The 19,330-nt window shown below is 55.1% G+C and carries 20 protein-coding genes; 12 read left to right on the top strand and 8 right to left on the bottom strand.

What is annotated here, in order from left to right; translation table 11 throughout:
- Positions 1–15 precede the first annotated feature (15 nt).
- The 3 genes from AC19YY_RS11715 to AC19YY_RS11705 all read left to right on the top strand — a co-directional run bounded on the left by AC19YY_RS11715 (position 16) and on the right by AC19YY_RS11705 (position 3,633).
- Positions 16–768 (top strand): SDR family oxidoreductase, encoded by a 753-nt coding sequence (locus AC19YY_RS11715; RefSeq protein ID WP_102879478.1) that lies wholly within the window; start codon positions 16–18, stop codon positions 766–768.
- A 267-nt stretch (positions 769–1,035) separates the two neighbouring features.
- The gene (locus AC19YY_RS11710; RefSeq protein WP_102879479.1) at positions 1,036–2,133 is read left to right on the top strand and encodes an NAD(P)-dependent alcohol dehydrogenase; all 1,098 of its coding nucleotides are present in this window, start codon (positions 1,036–1,038) and stop codon (positions 2,131–2,133) included.
- 42 nt (positions 2,134–2,175) lie between these two features.
- Complete coding sequence (locus AC19YY_RS11705; protein WP_274129122.1) at positions 2,176–3,633, top strand: aldehyde dehydrogenase family protein; 1,458 nt, start codon at positions 2,176–2,178, stop codon at positions 3,631–3,633.
- 15 nt (positions 3,634–3,648) lie between these two features.
- Here AC19YY_RS11705 and AC19YY_RS11700 read toward each other — a convergent pair whose 3' ends face one another.
- A complete protein-coding gene (locus AC19YY_RS11700) occupies positions 3,649–4,620 on the bottom strand; it encodes a LysR substrate-binding domain-containing protein (RefSeq protein ID WP_274129120.1) in 972 nt (323 codons plus the stop codon).
- Positions 4,621–4,691: 71 nt separating this feature from the next.
- Between AC19YY_RS11700 and AC19YY_RS11695 the strand changes: the two genes are divergently transcribed.
- The 6 genes from AC19YY_RS11695 (at position 4,692) to AC19YY_RS11670 (ending at position 10,047) form a co-directional block, all read left to right on the top strand.
- Positions 4,692–5,771 (top strand): alcohol dehydrogenase catalytic domain-containing protein, encoded by a 1,080-nt coding sequence (locus tag AC19YY_RS11695; RefSeq protein ID WP_274129118.1) that lies wholly within the window; start codon positions 4,692–4,694, stop codon positions 5,769–5,771.
- A 16-nt stretch (positions 5,772–5,787) separates the two neighbouring features.
- Complete coding sequence (locus tag AC19YY_RS11690; protein WP_274129117.1) at positions 5,788–6,222, top strand: tautomerase family protein; 435 nt, start codon at positions 5,788–5,790, stop codon at positions 6,220–6,222.
- Between the two features lie 7 nt (positions 6,223–6,229).
- Complete coding sequence (locus tag AC19YY_RS11685) at positions 6,230–6,883, top strand: SDR family oxidoreductase (RefSeq protein WP_274129115.1); 654 nt, start codon at positions 6,230–6,232, stop codon at positions 6,881–6,883.
- Between the two features lie 57 nt (positions 6,884–6,940).
- Entirely contained in the window at positions 6,941–7,615 is a 675-nt protein-coding gene (locus AC19YY_RS11680) for an alcohol dehydrogenase catalytic domain-containing protein (RefSeq protein ID WP_337994584.1), read from the top strand.
- A gap of 20 nt (positions 7,616–7,635) precedes the next feature.
- A complete protein-coding gene (locus AC19YY_RS11675) occupies positions 7,636–8,040 on the top strand; it encodes a zinc-binding dehydrogenase (RefSeq protein WP_337994583.1) in 405 nt (134 codons plus the stop codon).
- Between the two features lie 75 nt (positions 8,041–8,115).
- Positions 8,116–10,047, top strand: a complete 1,932-nt coding sequence (locus AC19YY_RS11670; protein WP_274129113.1) for an FUSC family protein — start codon at positions 8,116–8,118, stop codon at positions 10,045–10,047.
- 55 nt (positions 10,048–10,102) lie between these two features.
- Here AC19YY_RS11670 and AC19YY_RS11665 read toward each other — a convergent pair whose 3' ends face one another.
- The 4 genes from AC19YY_RS11665 to AC19YY_RS11650 all read right to left on the bottom strand — a co-directional run bounded on the left by AC19YY_RS11665 (position 10,103) and on the right by AC19YY_RS11650 (position 13,505).
- Positions 10,103–11,431, bottom strand: a complete 1,329-nt coding sequence (locus AC19YY_RS11665; protein ID WP_274129111.1) for an LLM class flavin-dependent oxidoreductase — start codon at positions 11,429–11,431, stop codon at positions 10,103–10,105.
- Positions 11,428–11,961 (bottom strand): type 2 periplasmic-binding domain-containing protein, encoded by a 534-nt coding sequence (locus tag AC19YY_RS11660; RefSeq protein ID WP_476453963.1) that lies wholly within the window; start codon positions 11,959–11,961, stop codon positions 11,428–11,430. The genes AC19YY_RS11665 and AC19YY_RS11660 overlap by 4 nt, the downstream gene beginning before the upstream one ends.
- Before the next feature lie 48 nt (positions 11,962–12,009).
- Complete coding sequence (locus AC19YY_RS11655) at positions 12,010–12,399, bottom strand: ABC transporter substrate-binding protein (protein WP_476453962.1); 390 nt, start codon at positions 12,397–12,399, stop codon at positions 12,010–12,012.
- Positions 12,400–12,584: 185 nt separating this feature from the next.
- Positions 12,585–13,505: a LysR family transcriptional regulator gene (locus AC19YY_RS11650; RefSeq protein WP_169906563.1), complete on the bottom strand. Its 921-nt coding sequence runs from the start codon at positions 13,503–13,505 to the stop codon at positions 12,585–12,587.
- Between the two features lie 124 nt (positions 13,506–13,629).
- Here AC19YY_RS11650 and AC19YY_RS11645 point away from each other — a divergent pair, with 124 nt between their 5' ends.
- The 3 genes from AC19YY_RS11645 to AC19YY_RS11635 are packed head-to-tail and all read left to right on the top strand — an operon-like array spanning position 13,630 to position 15,912.
- On the top strand, positions 13,630–13,896 hold the full coding sequence (locus tag AC19YY_RS11645; RefSeq protein ID WP_274129108.1) for an HTD2 family dehydratase: 267 nt from the start codon (positions 13,630–13,632) through the stop codon (positions 13,894–13,896).
- Positions 13,889–15,094 carry a CaiB/BaiF CoA transferase family protein gene (locus AC19YY_RS11640; protein ID WP_274129106.1) on the top strand — a complete coding sequence of 402 codons (1,206 nt, stop codon included), beginning with the start codon at positions 13,889–13,891 and terminating at the stop codon, positions 15,092–15,094. Before AC19YY_RS11645 ends, AC19YY_RS11640 begins: the two co-directional genes overlap by 8 nt.
- Positions 15,091–15,912: an HpcH/HpaI aldolase/citrate lyase family protein gene (locus tag AC19YY_RS11635; RefSeq protein WP_274129104.1), complete on the top strand. Its 822-nt coding sequence runs from the start codon at positions 15,091–15,093 to the stop codon at positions 15,910–15,912. Before AC19YY_RS11640 ends, AC19YY_RS11635 begins: the two co-directional genes overlap by 4 nt.
- Before the next feature lie 1,618 nt (positions 15,913–17,530).
- On the opposite strand, the gene AC19YY_RS11630 is transcribed toward AC19YY_RS11635, so the two are convergent.
- The 3 genes from AC19YY_RS11630 to AC19YY_RS11620 form a co-directional block, all read right to left on the bottom strand.
- Positions 17,531–18,274, bottom strand: coding sequence for a histidine phosphatase family protein (locus AC19YY_RS11630; protein WP_274129102.1), 744 nt, complete (start codon positions 18,272–18,274; stop codon positions 17,531–17,533).
- A 432-nt stretch (positions 18,275–18,706) separates the two neighbouring features.
- Complete coding sequence (locus tag AC19YY_RS11625; RefSeq protein WP_169906573.1) at positions 18,707–19,018, bottom strand: EthD family reductase; 312 nt, start codon at positions 19,016–19,018, stop codon at positions 18,707–18,709.
- A 12-nt stretch (positions 19,019–19,030) separates the two neighbouring features.
- On the bottom strand, positions 19,031–19,330 hold a 300-nt coding region (locus AC19YY_RS11620), incomplete at its 5' end, for a hypothetical protein (protein WP_500604210.1).

Here is a 19,330-nt window from a genome sequence, read left to right as displayed (position 1 = left end):
GTAACGGAGAGAAAAATGGCACAGCTCAATAATAAAGTCGCCATCGTAACCGGCGCGGCAAGCGGCTTCGGCGCTTGCATCGCACGTCGCTACATCGAGGAAGGCGCCAAGGTCGTCCTCGCGGATATCAACTTCGAAGCTGCCAGCAAACTGGCCGATGAACTCGGCGCCAACGCGATCGCCGCTGCCTGCGACGTCACTCAAGCAGACCAGGTTCAAGCAGCAGTGGATCTTTGCGTCAAGACCTTCGGCGTTCCCGATGTTGTGGTTAATAACGCAGGGACAACGCATCGCAATCAGCCACTGATGGACGTTGACGAAAAAACCTTTGATCGAGTCTTCGCTGTCAACGTGAAATCGATTTTCCACATGACCAAGGCCGTCGTGCCACTGATGCGCGAGCGCAAGAACGGCTCGATCATCAACGTCGGTTCGGTTGCCGGTATTCGCCCGCGCCCTGGTCTGACCTGGTACAACGGCTCGAAAGGCGCTGTGAATCTGCTGTCCAAGTCCCTGGCTGTAGAGCTGGGCCCAGACGGCATTCGGGTCAACAACATCTGCCCGGTCATGGGCGAGACAGCCCTGCTTGAAGACTTCATGGGTATGCCGGACACGCCTGCGAACCGCCAGAAGTTTCTTTCCACCATCCCGTTAGGCCGCTTGGCCAAGCCTGATGATATCGCGGCTGTCGCAGTGTTCCTGGCAACAGACGGCGCCGCCTTCCTGAACGGCGTTGAACTTCCGGTCGACGGTGGCCGAGTGGTGTAAATGCATTGAATCCCGGGGCGCCCGCCCACGACTGCGTGCCTCGGGATTATTCAATGACTCATCTGGACTCTTCATGCACTCAAAGCGCAATGCTTGGAATTTAGCTCGCTCAACGCGGCCAGTTAGCGTTCGCCCTAGTTTAACACCCCCTTTTCAGAATGCAGATTCAACTTACGCCAATTCTGATGCATGGTGGCGACAGCCGCGCCCTTGTCATTTTTCAAAACCACCAACAAGTTGGCCTGGGGCGCACGGAGAATAATAAATATGCAAATCAGAGCGGCAGTCGTTCGTCAAAAATCAGCTCCTTTCGTGGTCGAAACCCTCACGCTTGAGGCTCCACGTAAGGACGAAGTGCTCGTAAAAATCGTCGGTGTTGGTGTGTGCCACACCGATATGGTGGTCAGAGATCAGGGCTACCCGGTCCCACTTCCTCTCGTGTTAGGGCATGAAGGATCCGGGGTTGTGGAAGCGGTAGGTTCTGAGGTGAAAACCCTCAAACCCGGCGACCATGTGGTTCTGAGCTACGCCAGCTGCGGCCACTGTGGGAACTGCTTGAAGGGCTTGCCCGGGTATTGCTCTCAGTTCTACGAACAGAATTTCGGCGGCTATCGGCCCGATGGAACCAGCCCTTATAAAGGCGGGGATGGCGGTACTGTCTGTGGATGTTTCTTCAATCAGTCCTCATTCGGCACGCATGCGCTGGTATCAGAGCGCAATGCGATCAAGATCGCCCAGGATGTCCCTCTGGAGCTGATGGGCCCGCTGGGTTGTGGCATCCAGACGGGTGCTGGAGCTGTGATGAATGCGCTCAAACCGGGCGTTGGTAGCAGCATTGCCGTGTTCGGAGCGGGTTCGGTAGGACTTGCAGCCGTTATGGCGGCCAAAGCCGTCGGCTGCACTACCATCATCGCCATTGACATGAATGATAGCCGCCTGGAGCTGGCACTTGAACTGGGTGCTACCCACATCATCAATGCAGGCACTACCAACGCGCTTGATCGCATCCGCGAGATCACTGATGGCGGCGTTCAATACAGCCTCGAATGCACCTCAAGCCCCAAAGTGCTTCGCCAAGCGGTCGACTGCCTGTCGATTCCGGGCGTGTGCGGGCTTGTGGGAGCTGCTCCACTGGGCGCCGAGGTATCGCTGGACATGAACACTCTGCTTTTCGGTCGAAGCGTGCGGGGCATCATTGAGGGCGATAGCGTTCCTCACGTGTTCATCCCGCAGCTGATTGAGCTATGGCGCGCCGGCCGTTTCCCATTTGATCAATTAGTGAAGTACTACGATCTTGAAGACATCAATCAGGCCGTAGCCGACTCCGAAAGCGGTGTCGTGCTCAAGCCCATCCTGAAGCCTTGAGGATGTGTCTACTCATTCGAAGATAATAAGAAGGATTGCACCATGAATACTGCTCATTCGTTGGATTTGCTACAGGCGGCTGGGCTGCCGTCGGTTTTCCACCTATCTATTAATGGGAAGCTGGTCGACGCCGACCGCTCATTCGACGTCTTGAACCCTGCCACCAATGAGGTCATCGCTAAGGCGCCCCAGGCTTCAGCTCAGCAGCTTGAAGACGCTATCCAAGCTGCGGCTCAGGCGTTCAAAAGCTGGTCTGCCCTGTCTTGGCAGACCCGATCGGATTACATCCTGCAATATGCCGACGCGCTCGAAGCTCGCCAGGATGAGCTGATTACCTTGCTGACACTGGAGCAGGGTAAGCCCAAGCACAGCCAGGCGAAATCGGAGGTGGAAGCTGCGATCTATTGGGTTCGGGAAGTAGCCAAGCGCGAAATACCAGTCCAGGTGATTGAGGATACAGCGGAGCACGTCGTCGAAGTTCACCACACGCCTTTGGGCGTGGTGGGTGCGATCACTCCTTGGAACTTTCCGGTGCTTCTTGGCTTGTGGAAAGTGGCGCCCTGCCTGATCACCGGCAACACCATGGTGATGAAGCCGTCGCCCTACACGCCTCTCACTTCGCTGTTCTTTGGTGAGATCGCCCAGTCTGTGTTGCCGCCAGGCGTGCTCAGTGTGCTGTCCGGGGGCAATGAACTCGGCCAGATCATCACAGAACACCCCGCTATCGCCAAGATCAGCTTTACCGGCAGTACCGCGACAGGCAAGAAAGTAATGGCCAGCGGCGCCTCCAATCTTAAGCGCATCACATTGGAGCTGGGCGGCAACGATGCAGCTGTGGTACTGGCTGATGCTGACTGGCCATCGATCGTCAAACCCTTGTTCTGGGCAGCGTTCGGCAACTCTGGGCAGTGGTGCATTGCCGTGAAGCGTCTTTACGTGCACTCCAGCATTCATGCGGCTTTTACAGCAGCCTTTGTGGAGTACGCGAAGACCGTCAAGGTCGGTGACGGGATGGATCAAGCAACTGAACTGGGGCCGATTCAGAACCGTATGCAGTACGAAAAGCTGATTGACCTGTTCGAGGATACCCGCAAGCAGGGCTACAAGGTTCCGCTAGGCGGTGTGATTGACCGGAGCCTGGCCGGCAATTTTGTTCCGGTTACCGTTGTGGACAATCCGCCCGAGAATAGCCGCATTGTGCAGGAGGAACCGTTTGGCCCCATCCTGCCCGTCATTGCGTTTGACGATGTGGAAGATGTGATTGCTCGGGTCAACGCTAGCCCTTACGGCCTTGCAGGTTCTGTATGGGGCGGCGATCGCGCCGCTGCGATCGCGGTCGCCAAGCGAATGGAAACCGGGACAGTGTGGGTCAACGAGATCCACATCCACGGCATTGATATTCCGTTTGGTGGACACAAGCTATCCGGGATGGGCGTTGAGAACGGCCAGGAAGGTCTGGCTGGGTTTACCAACACTAAGAGCTACATGTTCAAGAAATAGGCCCCTGACGCGGCCTCAGCGTGTCTGCGCTGGGGCCTGATTGGCTTGTGATTGTTCCCTTAGCTCCATCATCAGCTCGCTCACCAGTGATGTGAACCATCGAGTGAACGGGTCCTGATTCAACACATGCTGCCACGCTATCCCGATATTGAATCGAGAGGAGTTGAACGGCAGAGCGCTTATGGCCAGTCCGAAATGGTCTGCCAGGAAGTGTGCGGTGGTGGAAGGAACGTTGCACAGGATCGGCGTCTCTTTGAGCACCAGCGGCAGCGTTGAAAACCTCGCCAGTGTGGCAATGACATTTCGGGTGCGTCCTAGCGCCTGAAGTTGGGGCTCAAGCATTCCGCTGATCTCACCACGCGGCGACATCAGCAGTTGCGGGGTCGCCAAGTACTCATCCAGCCCTATGGGAGCAGCCAATACTATTTGTCTGGGATCAAAGAGCGCCACAAAGCCTTCTTCATAGAGAATTTGACAAGGCTCTCGCAACTGCAGCTCTGGCAGCAATGCCGCTAGCACCACTTCCGCATCGCCCGACTGCAGCATTTTGTCGATGCAGTGGTAGTCGGCATCTCTGACGACCAGTCGAACCCCTGGTGCCTGCTCCTGAAGCGCACGAATGAGGCGCGGAAGCAGTGCCGCTTCCAGGTCATCGGCTATCGCAAATCGCACGACACGTGAGACGGTGGCTGGGTCGAAATGGCCTTGTTCCAGGAGTGCCAATCGAAGGTCTTGGAGAAATGGATCGATCAGCGTCACCAGCTCCAACGCCTTGGGGGTAGGCGCCATCCCCCTCCCCGTTCGCACCAGGAGCTGATCATTCATCAACTCTCGAAGTCGGTTCAGCGACATGCTGATCGCGGGAGATCCCACATGCAAAAGTGCCGCTGTTTGCCGGACGCTGCGTTCACGTACCAGGACGCTCAACACTACCAACAGGTTGAGATCCATTCTCCTAAGTTCATTCAAAGTGAATTCTCTCTTCATAATGTTCACTCTAGTCGAATCCATGTGAGCTCGCTATGCTTTTTTCACCAGCATTACAGATGGAGAAAATCATGAGCACCATGCGTACTGTTCGAGTAGAAGCCCTACGAGAACCGCTTAAGATCTGCCGAGTGAACATCCCAGAAATCGGTGATGACGAGGCCCTCGTACGGGTTACCGCATCGGGGATTTGCCGTACCGATTGGCACCTGTGGAATGGCGACTGGGCCTGGCTTGGTCTGAAGCTGCCAATGCCAACAACCCTGGGTCACGAAATTGGCGGTGTGGTCGAGAAAGTCGGCTCCCGCGTCAAAGGACTTACCGCAGGTACCCGTGTCAGCGTCCCGTTCAACTTCGCGTGCGGATGCTGCCCACAGTGCCGCAAGGGCTCTCAAAATATCTGCGACGACGCCTCATGGCCTTTCATGTTGGAAGGGTCAGGCGGTTGGTCTGAGTACGTTCGAGTGCCTAACGCCTCGCTCAACTGCGTTCCACTTCCTGAGAGTGTTACGGAGCTCGACGCTGCAGCGCTGGGCTGCCGATACATGACGGCCTACCGAGCGGTGGCCAGTCGCGCCACTGTCAAAGGTGGCGAAAAGGTAGCGATTGTTGGCTTGGGTGGTGTTGGTCTCGCAGCAGTTGAGATCGCGGTTGCGCTCGGAGCCCAGGTGATCGGTATCGATACCCGTGAAGCTCAGCTCAAGGCCGCTGCCAAGCTTGGCGCCGTCGCGACCCTCAACAGTTCGGGCCTGACCCCAGAACAGGCCGGTGAGAAAGTGCGTGCACTGAACAACGGCACTGGCGTTAGCGCATCGATCGACGCGGTCGGGGTCAGCAACGCCACACTGACAGCCCTTGAAAGCCTGATGAAGGGTGGCCGTATGGCGACCGTGGGCTTGTCCAGCGAAGAAGACAAAGGCCTGTTGACCATCCCGATCGACAAGCTTGTGTTCAGCGAATGGTCGATCGCCGGCAGCTTGGGCAATCCGCAGCCTGAATACGCCAAGCTGCTTTCAATGATCGACGCAGGCCGACTCAATCCGAGCCAGCACGTGACCGAGCAAGTCAGTCTGGAAGACGTCCAGTCCGTGATGGACAGGATGCCCAAATTCGATACCAACGGTTACGTCATCATCACCAAGTTCGACTGAATCAGGAATTTTCTCAATGCCTCTTATCTACGTAAACAGCCCCGAAGGCACCTTCAGTGATTCGACACGCGACGCCTTGGCCGAAGAGCTGACTGTCGCGGCCCTTGAGTCGGAAGGCCTGCCCACCACACCGTTTGTCAAAAGCACCACCTGGATCTACTTCCGGGATCACCCAGCTTCACATGTCTACCACGGTGGTAAGCCAGGCGGCACTAAGATCATTTCTCTCGAAGTCAACGCCTTTCAGGGCGGCCTGGATGCTGTGGCCAAAGAGAGCCTCATCACCCGGTTCACGGCAGCCATTAGAAAGCACGCGGGCATCGCGGAAAAAGATCTGGCACCGGTCTACATCGTGCTCCGTGACGTATCCACGATCGACTGGGGTGTCTTTGGAGACACCATCACCCTGAACGACCTGCGCAACCCACCGGCTGATGCCAAACCAGTCTGAGGTTGTTATGGCCAAAGTATTTGTAGTGGGTGCGACCGGTGAAACGGGGCTGCGGCTGTGTCGGCAATTGGTCGAAGCAGGCCATAGCGCTATAGGCCTGCACCGCCGTCCCGAGCAAGCCGAGGTGCTGCGAGGTATCGGGGCAATTCCTGTCCTAGGTGATCTCGTCACCTCGTCCACGAAAGAACTGAGCGAGCTGATGTTGGAGGCCGACGCCGTAGTTTTCACGGCGGGGGCCAATGGCGGTGGCAACGAGATGACCGATGCCGTGGATGGCGCCGGCGTGACCAAGGCAAGCGATGCTGCTGCATATGCAGGCGTGTGGCGCTTTCTTCTCGTCTCGGCGTTTCCTGATGCATGGCGCGAAAAACGAATGCCTGAAGATTTCGAGCATTACATGTTCGTGAAGCGCCAGGCGGACGTCTATCTGTCCCACACCGAACTCGACTGGGTCATTCTCAGGCCAGGAACTCTGCTCAATGAGCCTGGAACCGGCCTGATCAGAACGGGGCTTGCCATCCCGTACGGCGAAGTATCGCGCGATGACGTCGCGGCCACGCTTGTGCAGTTGATTGAAACGCCCTCGGTGAATCGCCTGATTATCGAGTTGACTGCCGGAGACACCCCCGTGTCCGAGGCGGTCGCAAAAATGGCGCAATAGGTCTGTCTTGATACGTTGATTATTGTCAGTAACGCCCATTGAAGGCGAGGAGATCCCATGGTTGAGGTGAAAGCCGCAGTAGTTAGAGAAAAAGGCGGCCGCTTTCTGATCGAACAGTTGCAGTTGGATGAACCGCGCCATAACGAGCTTTTGATAAAGATCGTGGCGACCGGGGTTTGCCATACGGATATGGTGGTACGAGACCAGAACTATCCGGTACCTCTTCCCATGGTTCTTGGCCATGAAGGCGCTGGCATCGTAGAGCGGGTCGGCGAGGATGTGACGGCCTTTGAAGTCGGCGATCATGTCGTGCTGAGCTACGGTTCCTGTGGCCTGTGTCGTAATTGCGAGCAGGGCCGCCCAAGCTACTGTGTCGAGTTCTACGATCGAAACTTCAAGGGTGCTCGACTTGATGGAAGCCACTGCCATCACACCCACGCGGGTGAGAGAGTAGGCGGCAGCTTCTTTTCACAAAGCTCGTTCGGCAGTTACGCATTGGTTACCGAGCGTAATGCTGTAAAGATCCGCAAAGATGTTCCGTTGGACATCATGGGCCCGCTGGGATGTGGCATCCAGACCGGGGCAGGGGCGGTGATCAACGTACTCAGACCTGAGCCCGCATCATCATTGGTAATCTTCGGGGCTGGCGCTGTGGGCCTCGCGGCGGCACTGGCTGCAATGGCCGTTGGCGTGACCAATATCATCATGGTCGATGTGAACGAAGTCGGCTGACGTTTGCGAAAAAGCTCGGTGTGACACATGTCATCAACAGCCGGGAAACAGACCCTGTAGAAGCAGTAAAGAAGCTGACTGGTGGAGGATCGGACTATAGCCTTGAATGCACCGGCCGTCCTCAGGTTCTGCGACAAGCCGTCGACGTGCTGCGGGTGCCGGGGCTGTGCGGATTGCTCGGGGCTGCCCCAATGGGAGCAGAGACGACACTGGATGTGAACACTCTGCTTTTTGGTCGTACCGTGCGCGGCATCATTGAGGGCGATAGCGTACCGACCGTCTTCATCCCCCAATTGATCGAACTGTGGCGAGCCGGCCGGTTCCCATTCGTCAAGTTGATCGAGTTCTTCACGCTGGACGACATCAACGAAGCGCTCGAAGCGTCAGAAAACGCCAGAGTTTTCAAACCTGTTGTTCGACTCTAATCGGGGTAGATCCCCCCGGACATCCGCTGGCAAATGCCAGCGGATTTTTTGCGTTATGACGGCCTATAAATACTCATGAACACTTTGCATTTTTCCAGGTTTGTTGGCCTTGATCGAAGCCGCGTTCGTTTTGCGCTGTTCGCTGCTGTGGCTGCGTGGCTGGCTATCGCAGTGGCGACAGTGCTTGATTTGCCAAACGCTCATTGGGCGGGCATCACAGTGTTCACCGTTTCGCAGCCAAGCCGTGGCCTGCTCATCGAACGATGCACATGGCGCTTGGTGGGCACAGCGTTAGGAGCGGTAGTAGGCGGGCTATTGCTGATCCTGTTTGGCAATGAACCGGCTTTGCTAGTGCTATTTCTCTCCTGCTGGTTAGCGATCTGCGCCGCCGCGTCAGCCCTGGTTCGGCACTTCAGAAGCTACGGTGCAGTGTTAGCCGGCTATACCGGAGCAATCGTCGCGCTTATCGATGTAAGTCATCCCGGCAATGTGGAGGCCCTTGCCTACGGGCGTATCGCCTGTACGGTGATCGGCGTTTGCGTTGCAACATTGATCTCGGGTTTTTTCATGCCCGCATCCGGTACTCAGCGGTTACTGGATAACGCGCGCAGGCTGTCCACTCAGACGCTTCAATGGGTCGCTGATGGGGTGAATGGACTGGCGTCAGCCCAAGAGCATCTGAGGCTTGAGCGATTGATCCTGGACATATCCAACATTGAAGCCGAGGCTGATGAAGTGCTCGATGGCAGCACCGGCGCCAGATGGCGCAAACGGCGCCTGCGTAACATGCTGGCCTCCCTATTAGCTGTCATTGATGCAGCCAACAGCCTGCGTAATCAAATGAATCGTCACGACGCACATCAGCAAGAAATAGAGCAGACAAGGGTCGTTCTGCGCCAGTGGCTGAGCAAGGCATCTGCGCAAACCACAGCGGGTGAACACGACCCCACCAGCTGGGGTGAGATTGCACCCCACAGCCGCATTCTCCCAATAGAGGTAGCCGCACTACGCCAAGCGCTGGCGAGCCTCACAGATGACATCCAAGCCTTGGAGCGCAAAGCCAGTACCGGGCCGGTGCCCCTTCGGCTGGTGTCAGAGTCAGACTGGCTCGCAGCCTTGCGAGCAGCGTTGCGAACAGGCCTCTGCGTGCTGATTGTTGGCTTTGTCTGGGACGCGACTCAATGGAGCGCCGGCTCATTCATGCTGTTGGGTGCCTGCGTCTACATCACTGTGTTTGCCACCAATGAACATGGGAAGCGCAATGCTCGCAGGGTCATTCCCGGCGTAGCCCTGGGCATTTGTGCTGGCTATGTATTCAGAGTCTGGTTGCACCCCTCACCTGCAAACATTGAAGAGCTGGTATTGGGTCTGCTGCCATTTTTGCTGGTGAGTATGCTGGGACTTACGATGAGGATCACGGCAATCAGTGCGGTTGAGTACAGCAACTTCTTCTTGATGCTCGTACAACCCTCCCACCTCACTCCCATCGGCTTGCCGATTGAAAGCCAAGGGTTGGCCCTGATGATAGGTACCTGCCTCTCGGTGATCGCATTGCATTTTCTGTTGCCGCTTGACCCGTTTCATCGTCAACGACTGCAGTCAAAAGCGATCGTCCGCCACCTGGAAAGCCTGGCGCGCCAAGAAGCTGTACCCAGTGTGGATTACTGGAAGGCTCGGATGTATCTGCGTTTGCTGCGCTGGATCGCAAGACCAGGAATGGGTGAATCAGCCCACCGTGTCCCGGGCGTATTGCTGGCCCTCGACCTGGGTGCACTGATATTGACTTTGCGATCTTACGCCGCAGAGAGCCTGGAGCTGCGTGCTGAGGTGAGTAACGTCCTGCACATTCTGGGCAATTTACATATTCCTCCCACAGATCTCAGTGAAGCCCTTCGAGCCAGTTCGAAGCATTTTGACGCTGATGAAAAAGCGAGAAGTATCCGATCGGCGCTGCAATCCTGCGCTGATGATATTGCCAAAGAGTCGCTGCTCTTCGGCAACGCCTGAACGCACAGGCCTGCGGGGCCTTCTGAACCCCTCGCAGGCCTGTGACCGCTTCTGACTAGATTGCTGAGTTGTATCGGTTTGCAGGCGGTTGCAGCCCCAGGTTCTCGCGCAGGGACGACCCTGAATACTCTTGTCTGAAGACACCTGCGGCCTGCAGACACGGCACCACGCCTTCCAGGAAGAGATCTTTCTCAGCTTCAAGATAGGGCGGAAGGATAACGAAACCATCACAGGCGCCTTCGCGGTACCAAGTCTCCAACTGCTCGGCAACGTCTTGGGGTGATCCCACGGGAGAGAAGAACGAAAGGCTTTCGGCGTACCATTTGCCCACCTCTGCAACCGTCATCGCATTCTCAACAGCATGTTTGATCACAAACTGAAATCTGCCCTTGCTGCCAGTGATCTGTTCGCTGATGTCTGGAAACAGCGAATCCTGGGGGAACTGCGATAAATCGAAGTTCATGCTCGCCGACATAAAGCTCAGGCCCGCTTCAGGAAGGATAAGCGACTTGAGCAGCTTGTCTTTGGCCAATGCCGCCTCTTGGGTCTCGGCGACAATCGGTACGATCCCTGGCAGGATCTTGATGGACGCCGGATCACGGCCATACGATTGAGCTTTGTCTTTGAGAACCTTGTAGAACTGCTTGGCGCGCTCAAGCGTAGGCTGCACGACAAAGATGACCTCTGCATTCTTGGCAGCCAGATCGATGAATGATTCCGAAACGCCCGCCTGAATCAGCACCGGATGCCCCTGCGGCGGGCGTGGAATGTTTATAGGGCCTTTCACGTCAAAGTGAGTACCTTTGTGATCGATGTAAGTGAACGCCGCTGGATCGGCGTAAACACCCTCATCACTATTGAGCACCAAGGCATCATCGCCCCAGCTGTCCCAAAGTTTCTGCACGACATCGATAAATTCGGCCGCTCGGTCGTAGCGCTCCGCATGGGAAAAATGGCTGGGACGTCCGAAGTTTCTGGCCTCGCCATCGCTTACTGACGTCACAAGATTCCAGGCCGCGCGACCGGCGCTGATGTGATCGATGTTGGCAAGCATCCGAGCGGCGGTATACGGAACTGCGTAAGACGATGAAATCGTCCCGCCTATGCCGATATTGTCGGTAATCGCCGCCAGCGCGGATAGCAAGGTGATGGGTTCAGGCCGCACTACGGCTCGGTATTTCACCGTCTCAGAAAAGTGTCCGCCGAAATTGTCATCAATAGAAAGCTTATCGGCCACGAACAGCATATCCAGCTTGGCGGCCTCGGCCCGACGGGCGATCTTCTTGTACAGCGGCCAATCTACGGTTCCGCTTGAGGATGAGTCAGGATGGCGCCACCCACCTTGATGCGTTCCTGCTTCCAGATACAGCGCAAGATGCATCATTGCGAAACACCCCCTGCGCTAGCCGTGACCTGCTTCGACCCAAAGCTGCTATCCAACACGGAATTGGCGCTGAATACTTTTGGGATAAGGCCTGCCTCGCTGTAGAGCTTGATCGTCTGCTCCTGCATGGTTTGGATACGCGCTGAATCTTCGACGCGTGCATTGCCCTCACGCTGTACTTTTCCCAAAGCAACCTCCTCAGGCACTCGCAACAGTTTGCTGATGGCCGCTGCATAGGGCTTGGGATTGTCGACGCCCCACTGACGTGCCTTGGCCAGACGGGCCCGGAAGTCAGTCAGCTCGGCACGTTTATGCTCGATGGCATCGTTGGACGCCACCAGGTAGTTCAGGGAAGGATGATCCTTGCCGTCGGCCACGACGGTCGCGGTGTGCTGAGTCGTGGCGAAGGAAACGAAGGGCTCCCAGGTGGAGACGGCATCTGTGCTGCCATTGTCGAGCAGAAGAATTGCCTCTGCCGGGGTGGTGAAGATGAGCTTAACCGCGTCAGGTGAAACGCCAGCCTGCTGCAATGATTGGAGCAGAAATGCGTGGCCCGCAGCCCCCTTGACTGTCGCGACCTATTTGCCCTTCAGGTCCTGGACTGACTGAATGGCGGAGCCTGGCTTTACGATGATGGCATTGCCATTGTACTCCGAAGCAAAGATCGCTTTGACGCCGACACCGGCAGCCGCTGCGAAGGTCAGCGGGGCATCACCCACCAATCCTGCGTCAAGATGGCCCGAATTAAGGGATTCAAGTACTGGAGCCGCATTCGCAAACTCATGCCACTCAACAGTGTATGGAAGACCGCTCAGCACCCCTGCTGCCTCCATGACTGCCCTGGCATTCCCACGCTGATCACCCACTTCAAGGGTTGAAGCGGCAAAAGCTACTTCATGAAAAATGGTCAGTGCAACGATCAGAAGATGGTTTCTAAATTTCACGTCCGTCCCCAAGAAAGGTGGCATCCGACAGCCCTCCTAGATTGGGCGAGAGGTGTTTCGGATAACCTGAAAAAGCCTGGGGGATCCTAAGGGCTGAAAGAGTTATTACTTAATATTATTTTGGCCTATCGTTATCATTCTAAGCATTAATAAACCTAGGACTAACCCTGCATTTGGTTGTGGTTAATGCTGCACACCCTATCCCTGTTTTACCCACCACTGCTGGGCATGGAATGGATGTCGATGGCTTCCGGGCGCAAGATGGAAATCAGCGCCCTTATGCAGCCTGGCAGTGCCTCCAATTGCCTGACGAGGATGCTTCGCTCCCTGACGGCCCAGAGTTCATCCAATTGAACAATCGACAGCGCCATTGTGCGGCTGTGCCGGGTCGCCGCTGATTCGGGGATCACGCCGATACCAACACCCGCCTCAACCATACGGCAGATGGATTCGAAGCTGGTGACCTGTATCCGCCAGGTGAGGTGCTCACCCAGTTTTTCAGCTTGTTCGCGCATGAACTCTTGCAGCGTGCTGCCCTCCTGCAGGCCCACATGGTGGAAAGCCAAGGCGTCCCTGAGCTTCAGAGGCTCACCGGTATCCAGCACATGGCCCTTCGGCACGACCAGTACGAGCCGGTCAGTGCTGAAGTGCAAGACCTGCAGATCCTTGGCAGCCACAGGGCCAGCAATGATCCCTATGTCGGTAGCCCCTTCCTGAACACCCCGTACGATGTCGCGCGACAGACGCTCCTGAAGGTCTACCGTAACGCCCGGATTCTTGGCCAGAAATCCAGCCAGGACTTCAGGCAAAAACTCTGTGACGGCTGTCGTGTTTGCAAATATCCGTATGTGACCTGAGGAGTCTGTCCCGTACTCCGCAAACTCGGTTTTCAGATAACCAATCTGTCGCATGATCAGCCGAGCATGCTTGAGCAATCGCTGGCCTGCGTCGGTCAGTTCAACCCCTTTGCTTCCCCTATAAAGTAGGTGGCAGTTGAGCTGGGCCTCGAGCGCCTTGATTCGAACACTAGCGGCTGCAGGAGAAATGAATGCGCGTTTAGCGCCTTGCGTGAGGCTGGGGGCCTCCGCAATGTGGATAAAAAGGCGCAGGTCAGTTAGGTCGAGATGCATAGAGGATGTGGCCTTAGCTATGTGTTAACCATTTCAAAACGCAGGGTTTAAGAAACGCTACTTCTCAGAACGCTATGAGGCTCTCATGATCTGCTCATAACAACAACTGTTGAGTGCCAATTTAATGGCTCATTTCACCGATTGGTTGGGACGTACAGAACGGTCATCAGACCCTCTAAGCGACAATCTCCTCAAGCGTATAGCTGCCACGTTCAATCTGGACACCCTGAGCGTCAATGCCCCCCTTCAGCCCTTGTGGCACTGGTGCTTTTTTCAGGAGCCAGTGGGCGAGCCGGCACTCGGCATCGATGGGCACCCGCAGCGCGGCGGCTTTCTCCCTGAGGCCGACGACAATGATCTAGCCAAGCTGACGGAGCTTAAAGATGACTGAAACTACTCCCCCCCCTCGCCCACTGGATGGCATTACTGTTGTCAGCCTCGAACATGCGATTGCTGCGCCTTTCTGCACGCGCCAGCTCGCTGACCTGGGTGCACGTGTGATCAAGATCGAGCGGCCGGCCGTCGGCGATTTCGCTCGGGCCTATGACACCCGTACAAAGGGACTCGCCTCACACTTCGTCTGGACGAACCGATCAAAAGAAAGCCTGACCCTGGATGTGAAAAAGCCGGGGGCAGACTCTATCTTGGAAGGGCTGCTGGCCAAGGCAGACGTACTTGTGCAGAACTTGGCACCCGGTGCCGCTGCACGCATGGGATTGTCCTTTGACGCTCTTCATGAGCGTTTTCCCAAACTGATCGTCTGCGATATTTCGGGTTACGGTGAGGGTGGCCCCTATGAGCAGAAGAAAGCCTACGACCTTCTGATCCAGAGCGAGGGCGGATTTCTCTCCGTAACAGGCGGTGCCGGAGCTGATGAGCTGGCAAAGGCAGGTTGCTCCATTGCTGACATAGCAGCGGGCATGTACGCCTACACGGGAATTCTCTCGGCACTCTTGCTACGAGGTCGCACGGGAGTGGGTAGCCGTGTCGATGTCAGCATGCTCGAAAGCCTGGTCGAGTGGATGGGCTATCCGATGTACTACGCATTCGATGGTGCCGAGCCGCCGCCAAGGGCTGGGGCTTCCCACTCCACCATCTACCCCTACGGCCCATTCCCGGTAGGCGAAAACGACACAGTCATGCTCGGCCTGCAGAATGAACGTGAATGGGCGCTCTTTTGCGAGCGTGTCCTTCGCCAGCCTGAATTACAAGCCGATGAGCGTTTCAACTCCAATGCCAACCGGTCAACTCACCGCAGCGAGCTGCGCGCTATCATTGTGGACACCTTTGCAACCCTCGGCATTGAGGAGGTGGTGAAGCGATTGGATGAAGCTCCTATCGCCAATGCCAAGGTCAACGATATGCACGCCGTATGGTCGCACCCCCAGCTGAAGTCGCGTAATCGCTGGGTCGATGTGGGGAGCCCTCAAGGCACTCTGCCTGCGCTGCTGCCACCAGGTGCCAATAGTGCATTCACACCGCGTATGGATGCGATACCGGCCTTGGGCGAGCACAGCGAATCAATCCTCGCTGAGCTGGGCTACTCCGTACGTGATATCGAGCAACTGAAGGTGGCAGGTGCGATATGAGCATGCATCTGGAACCCTCAATCAGAACTGCGCTGTTCGTCCCTGGTAGCCGACCGGAAAGATTCGATAAGGCGATCGCCACCGGTGCCGACACGATAATTGTTGATTTCGAAGACGCTGTCGAAGAATCGATGAAGCGTCAGGCGCGAGAACATCTGGGCATCTACCTTACCGCCAACCCAGGGCTTCGCATGGTGGTTCGCGTTAACGCCAGCGAACATCATGAGCATGAATCCGACCTGGATTTCTGCGGCCGCTTTCCCGAAGTCTCTGTCATCTTGCTGCCCAAGGCAGAGTCTGCTGACCAGGTGGCTCGTGCTGCGGCCACAGGCAAACGGATCTGGCCGTTGATCGAAAGCGCCAAGGGATTGGAATTTCTCCCCGCCATTGCCTCAGTATCAGGCGTCGAGCGCTTGACGTTTGGCGCGTTGGATCTGGGGCTGGATCTTGGGATGCGTGCTCAGAGCGCCGCTGCAGGTCGGATATTTGATCAAGTCCGATATGAAATACTCATCGCAACTGCGAGGTCTAAGCTCGCTAGGCCTCTCGATACGGTGTTCCCAGATTTTTCTAATCTTGAAGGCCTTGCCAGGTTCGCCCAGGACGCTTCGGATAGGGGGTTCGGCGGCATGCTCTGCATCCACCCGAGCCAGGTGATGGTTGTGAACACCGTTTTCGAACCCACAGTGCAAGAAATAGACTGGGCTCGCAGGGTTGTGGATGGCGCTGAGGGAGGTGTTGGAGCATTTCGTTTAGACGGCAAGATGATCGACGCGCCAGTCATCGCAGCAGCTCGCCGACTGTTACAGAGTCTTTAGCATCGACGAGCGTCCGCGTCGGGCAGTTGCGATCTCTGCCTGAAGGTGGCCCGAATGTCCATAGAGCAAGGCAAGGTCAACTCAAGACTGAAATGCAGGTGTTATGACTCACTCGACTTTGCAGGTTTGACAGGACGCTAGATTCTCTTATTCACCCAGCCTTAGCTCCAACTACTCCTCGACCTCTAGCTCGGCGAAGTAGATGAGGCTACTGCCCCCCTCCCCTTATAGAATCCAGATGGTACCCAGAAACTCCAATCGCTCTGGGGCCATCTTGGACACACTGTAACGAATCCCCGAGCATCACAATGTGGTCGCTTGAAGTGTCCATACCCTAGGCCTTTCTGACGTCCAACCGAAGGCAGATCTCGCGCTAGATATCTAGGTGGGACTTCATTACTCCGATGTTGAAGCCTACCGCAAATGCGTCGACATCTTGGAACAGATACCGATAAACATCCCTTAAAATCTGAGCAGAGGTTGGGCGTTAAAGGCGTCCGGGTAGATCGTGATCGATGCAAACCTCTCATCGAAGTAATGCTGCAACGATTCCATTCCTTTGGGCTTACATTGATACCAAAACGCTCGGCAGCTACCTCCAGTGATAGGCTGGACGTCATAGGGATATGAAGATCGGCAACGGCTGGCCAACGTCCGTTCAAGCCCTTGTACGCCAACGTAGCGGCATCACATCTGTCGAGGCAGCGGGTATTTGGGATGCCGTTTTTAACGGCCTAGGGAGCACTGATGGTGAACGTGTCCGAATGGCATTTGATCCAGTCGGCGGTGTAGCAGTCAGGTACGTTGCGCCCGCTGATGGCTAAAGTTTTGCCGTTCGACCAGATCGCTGACCTCGCATAGATACATAGAGTCTAACGCCCAGATCGGGAAGTTCGTGGCCGAGATCTGAGTCACCGTGCAGCGCCCACCTGTACCGATAACGTGGCTGTCACGGGCAGACCCAGCAAAGGCCCAATGCCGAAATGACAGCCAAGCCCCACTGTCGACATTCAGATAATGGGCTGATAAGAAAATGCTGATCGTTTCGAGCGTTCTAAACATCTAGCGTACGCGATGAGCGTAGTCAATAACCGCTGCCGCCGCTGCAGCAATGGGACGATCACGCTTTCGCGCGATCTGCCCATGCGTCCAATTACATGCCAGATTACAATCACACATAATGGTTTCGAGCTCTTCGTTTTTAAGCGGACGGTGTCGGAGGCGTTACTTTGCTCCATATCGACTCCAAGAGTATGAATGGCTCGGCGTGTTCAGTATCAGAACTATTCTGACTGAGATAACGCCAAAATAGCGAAATTTTTTCTTTTCCGCGTCGGCCTTCGCCTCGGTTTCAGCCACGAGTATGCTGAGGATGTTGGTGTTATGTGCGAACACCTCCTGTGGGCCTTGGAGGGTTTTCTTCACATAATAGCGCGCCCGAATAACGCCCAGCGAATTTCTTCTTTGCTAAGTGCTTGACACACCATTCGATTCTCTTGAACAAATTACTCCAGTTCAGTGGAATCACTACTGTAACGCTAGAAACTGAACAGTAACCCTCGATGGTTTACACCTCGTAGAATAGCTTTATACCCGACAGACTCACCCATGGGACAACTTATTGCTTTTCTGCGTTTGAGTAATATAGCTCATGAACCCTCTCCCCTGTACGTTGGTCGAAGACTTTGCAGGGATCGTAGGGAGTGATATTCACCCCTCTCACCAGGCATTTAACTACCTGCTGGCCGATAAGATCCAAGTCAATAATGTTCAGGCAGGCATAGTCCTGCTCAAGCCCCTTTACGCAGTGGCGATCTCCGCCCATTGCCCAGGCCAGCAATATTCGATTTACTGCGTCGTGGCTGACAATAAGAAGCGAACGCCATGACGACTCGCTGACAATAAGATGAAATTGTTCAAGAACACGAGCCTCAAAACTATCCCAGTCTTCCCCGCCCAAAAACGTTCCACCCACCTCGTCAATAGTTTCGTAGGCAACACCGATTAGATCGTGCCGCTCGTGCCGCGGAATGTTGCCCTGGCAGCCAGCCTTTATTTCCCTGAACGCCTCGGCTCGCTCCAACATACCTTCCTGTTCATCTAGCAGAATTCTGGCGGTTTGATAGGCATGGGGATAATCCGAGCAAACCGCCCGGTCGAAGGTAACATCCTGCAGCATGACGGCAAGCTCGCGAACCTGACGAATACCCTTATCGGATAGTTTGAAATTGCAAGATTCCAAGGCGTTAGTGTCTTTCTGGAAAGACTCTATATCTCCGTGACGAACCAGATAGCAACGCCTCCGAAAACGGCTTATGGAGTCACTTGGAACTACGGCGCAGGCGAACGCATCAACTTTCATCTCATCACCCTGGAATAAGATTTACGCGAACCTGAGAAAGCATTGTGCGTAGCACCTCAGCCAAATTTTAAAGATTGGAATAATCGAAGCCAAAAAAAACACATCACAAATAGTTGAAACTTAAAATTAGCTGACAACTCAAAAGCAGGTTTTTTTTGGTGATTAATTTTGAATGCTAAAACCAAGAAGCATAGCGACACCACGAATAAAGAAATCAAACACAATACAACTATAAAACCACTCACCATCTCCACAGTTTTTTTTCACAGTTTTCCACCAAACAACATCAACGGGATGTATGTGAACACCCTCAAAAGTCTAACATCGTCAGCCAGTACGCGCCGTACAAAAAATTACCACAGCTGCTCATTTAAGGAATCGCGCCGAGAAACAGTTAATCTCAACGCGACCCCTTGTCCACCGCTGTTTTACTTACAGCTCATCTTTAATTTCCATTACCAACGCTGTCATGCCACCAGTTGCAAAATTTGCAGCGTCCATTGATGCCTTCATACCCTCTGAAGACATCTGAGATTCCTCAAGCGACTCCAGATCAGCATAACCAAGCAAGGCGATACGATAGTATGGGCCTCCGCCACCAACGATGGTTATAGGACCCTTACTCACAGAAAAGCTTTTCAGATGAGGGATCGCCTTAACAAGTGGCGTGTGGACCTCTTCATAGTATTGATCGAAGGCTGCAGGGTCCGTTGGAACTCCGTAAAGAACTATCACTTGATACATTGGTTTTCCTCGCTATGTTTGATGGTACATCTGAATGCAGAATATTGCTTTTCGCATACTATCGAATGTATACGTATGGCCATTTGAATACGCATCAGCTTTCAGGGCAACGGCCAAATTCCCAGCCCTCACTATCAGACTATTTTTTGGCCATCCCTGAACATTGCAGCATGGAGCCGTTCCTGGGCGGCGGCAAAAACTGAGTGCAACACCTGACCTTTCCGGTACGGTGCTGCCCCTATGTCTTATACCGAACTCAGCGTTGAAGAGCGCGCCACCATTCAAATCAGTCATGCCCAAGGCTTCAGCCTG

The sequence above is a fragment of the Pseudomonas sp. MF09156 genome (genome assembly GCF_059862305.1).
The sequence above is the reverse complement of the archived record's forward strand: the minus strand, read 5'-3'. Positions and strand labels throughout refer to the sequence as shown.

Coding starts and splice junctions, on each gene's coding strand:
- AC19YY_RS11715 (WP_102879478.1), top strand. CDS start 16: ATGGCACAGCTCAATAATAAAGTCGCCATCGTAACCGGCGCGGCAAGC.
- AC19YY_RS11710 (WP_102879479.1), top strand. CDS start 1,036: ATGCAAATCAGAGCGGCAGTCGTTCGTCAAAAATCAGCTCCTTTCGTG.
- AC19YY_RS11705 (WP_274129122.1), top strand. CDS start 2,176: ATGAATACTGCTCATTCGTTGGATTTGCTACAGGCGGCTGGGCTGCCG.
- AC19YY_RS11700 (WP_274129120.1), bottom strand. CDS start 4,620: ATGAAGAGAGAATTCACTTTGAATGAACTTAGGAGAATGGATCTCAAC.
- AC19YY_RS11695 (WP_274129118.1), top strand. CDS start 4,692: ATGAGCACCATGCGTACTGTTCGAGTAGAAGCCCTACGAGAACCGCTT.
- AC19YY_RS11690 (WP_274129117.1), top strand. CDS start 5,788: ATGCCTCTTATCTACGTAAACAGCCCCGAAGGCACCTTCAGTGATTCG.
- AC19YY_RS11685 (WP_274129115.1), top strand. CDS start 6,230: ATGGCCAAAGTATTTGTAGTGGGTGCGACCGGTGAAACGGGGCTGCGG.
- AC19YY_RS11680 (WP_337994584.1), top strand. CDS start 6,941: ATGGTTGAGGTGAAAGCCGCAGTAGTTAGAGAAAAAGGCGGCCGCTTT.
- AC19YY_RS11670 (WP_274129113.1), top strand. CDS start 8,116: ATGAACACTTTGCATTTTTCCAGGTTTGTTGGCCTTGATCGAAGCCGC.
- AC19YY_RS11665 (WP_274129111.1), bottom strand. CDS start 11,431: ATGATGCATCTTGCGCTGTATCTGGAAGCAGGAACGCATCAAGGTGGG.
- AC19YY_RS11655 (WP_476453962.1), bottom strand. CDS start 12,399: ATGCCACCTTTCTTGGGGACGGACGTGAAATTTAGAAACCATCTTCTG.
- AC19YY_RS11650 (WP_169906563.1), bottom strand. CDS start 13,505: ATGCATCTCGACCTAACTGACCTGCGCCTTTTTATCCACATTGCGGAG.
- AC19YY_RS11645 (WP_274129108.1), top strand. CDS start 13,630: ATGGCTCATTTCACCGATTGGTTGGGACGTACAGAACGGTCATCAGAC.
- AC19YY_RS11640 (WP_274129106.1), top strand. CDS start 13,889: ATGACTGAAACTACTCCCCCCCCTCGCCCACTGGATGGCATTACTGTT.
- AC19YY_RS11635 (WP_274129104.1), top strand. CDS start 15,091: ATGAGCATGCATCTGGAACCCTCAATCAGAACTGCGCTGTTCGTCCCT.
- AC19YY_RS11630 (WP_274129102.1), bottom strand. CDS start 18,274: ATGAAAGTTGATGCGTTCGCCTGCGCCGTAGTTCCAAGTGACTCCATA.
- AC19YY_RS11625 (WP_169906573.1), bottom strand. CDS start 19,018: ATGTATCAAGTGATAGTTCTTTACGGAGTTCCAACGGACCCTGCAGCC.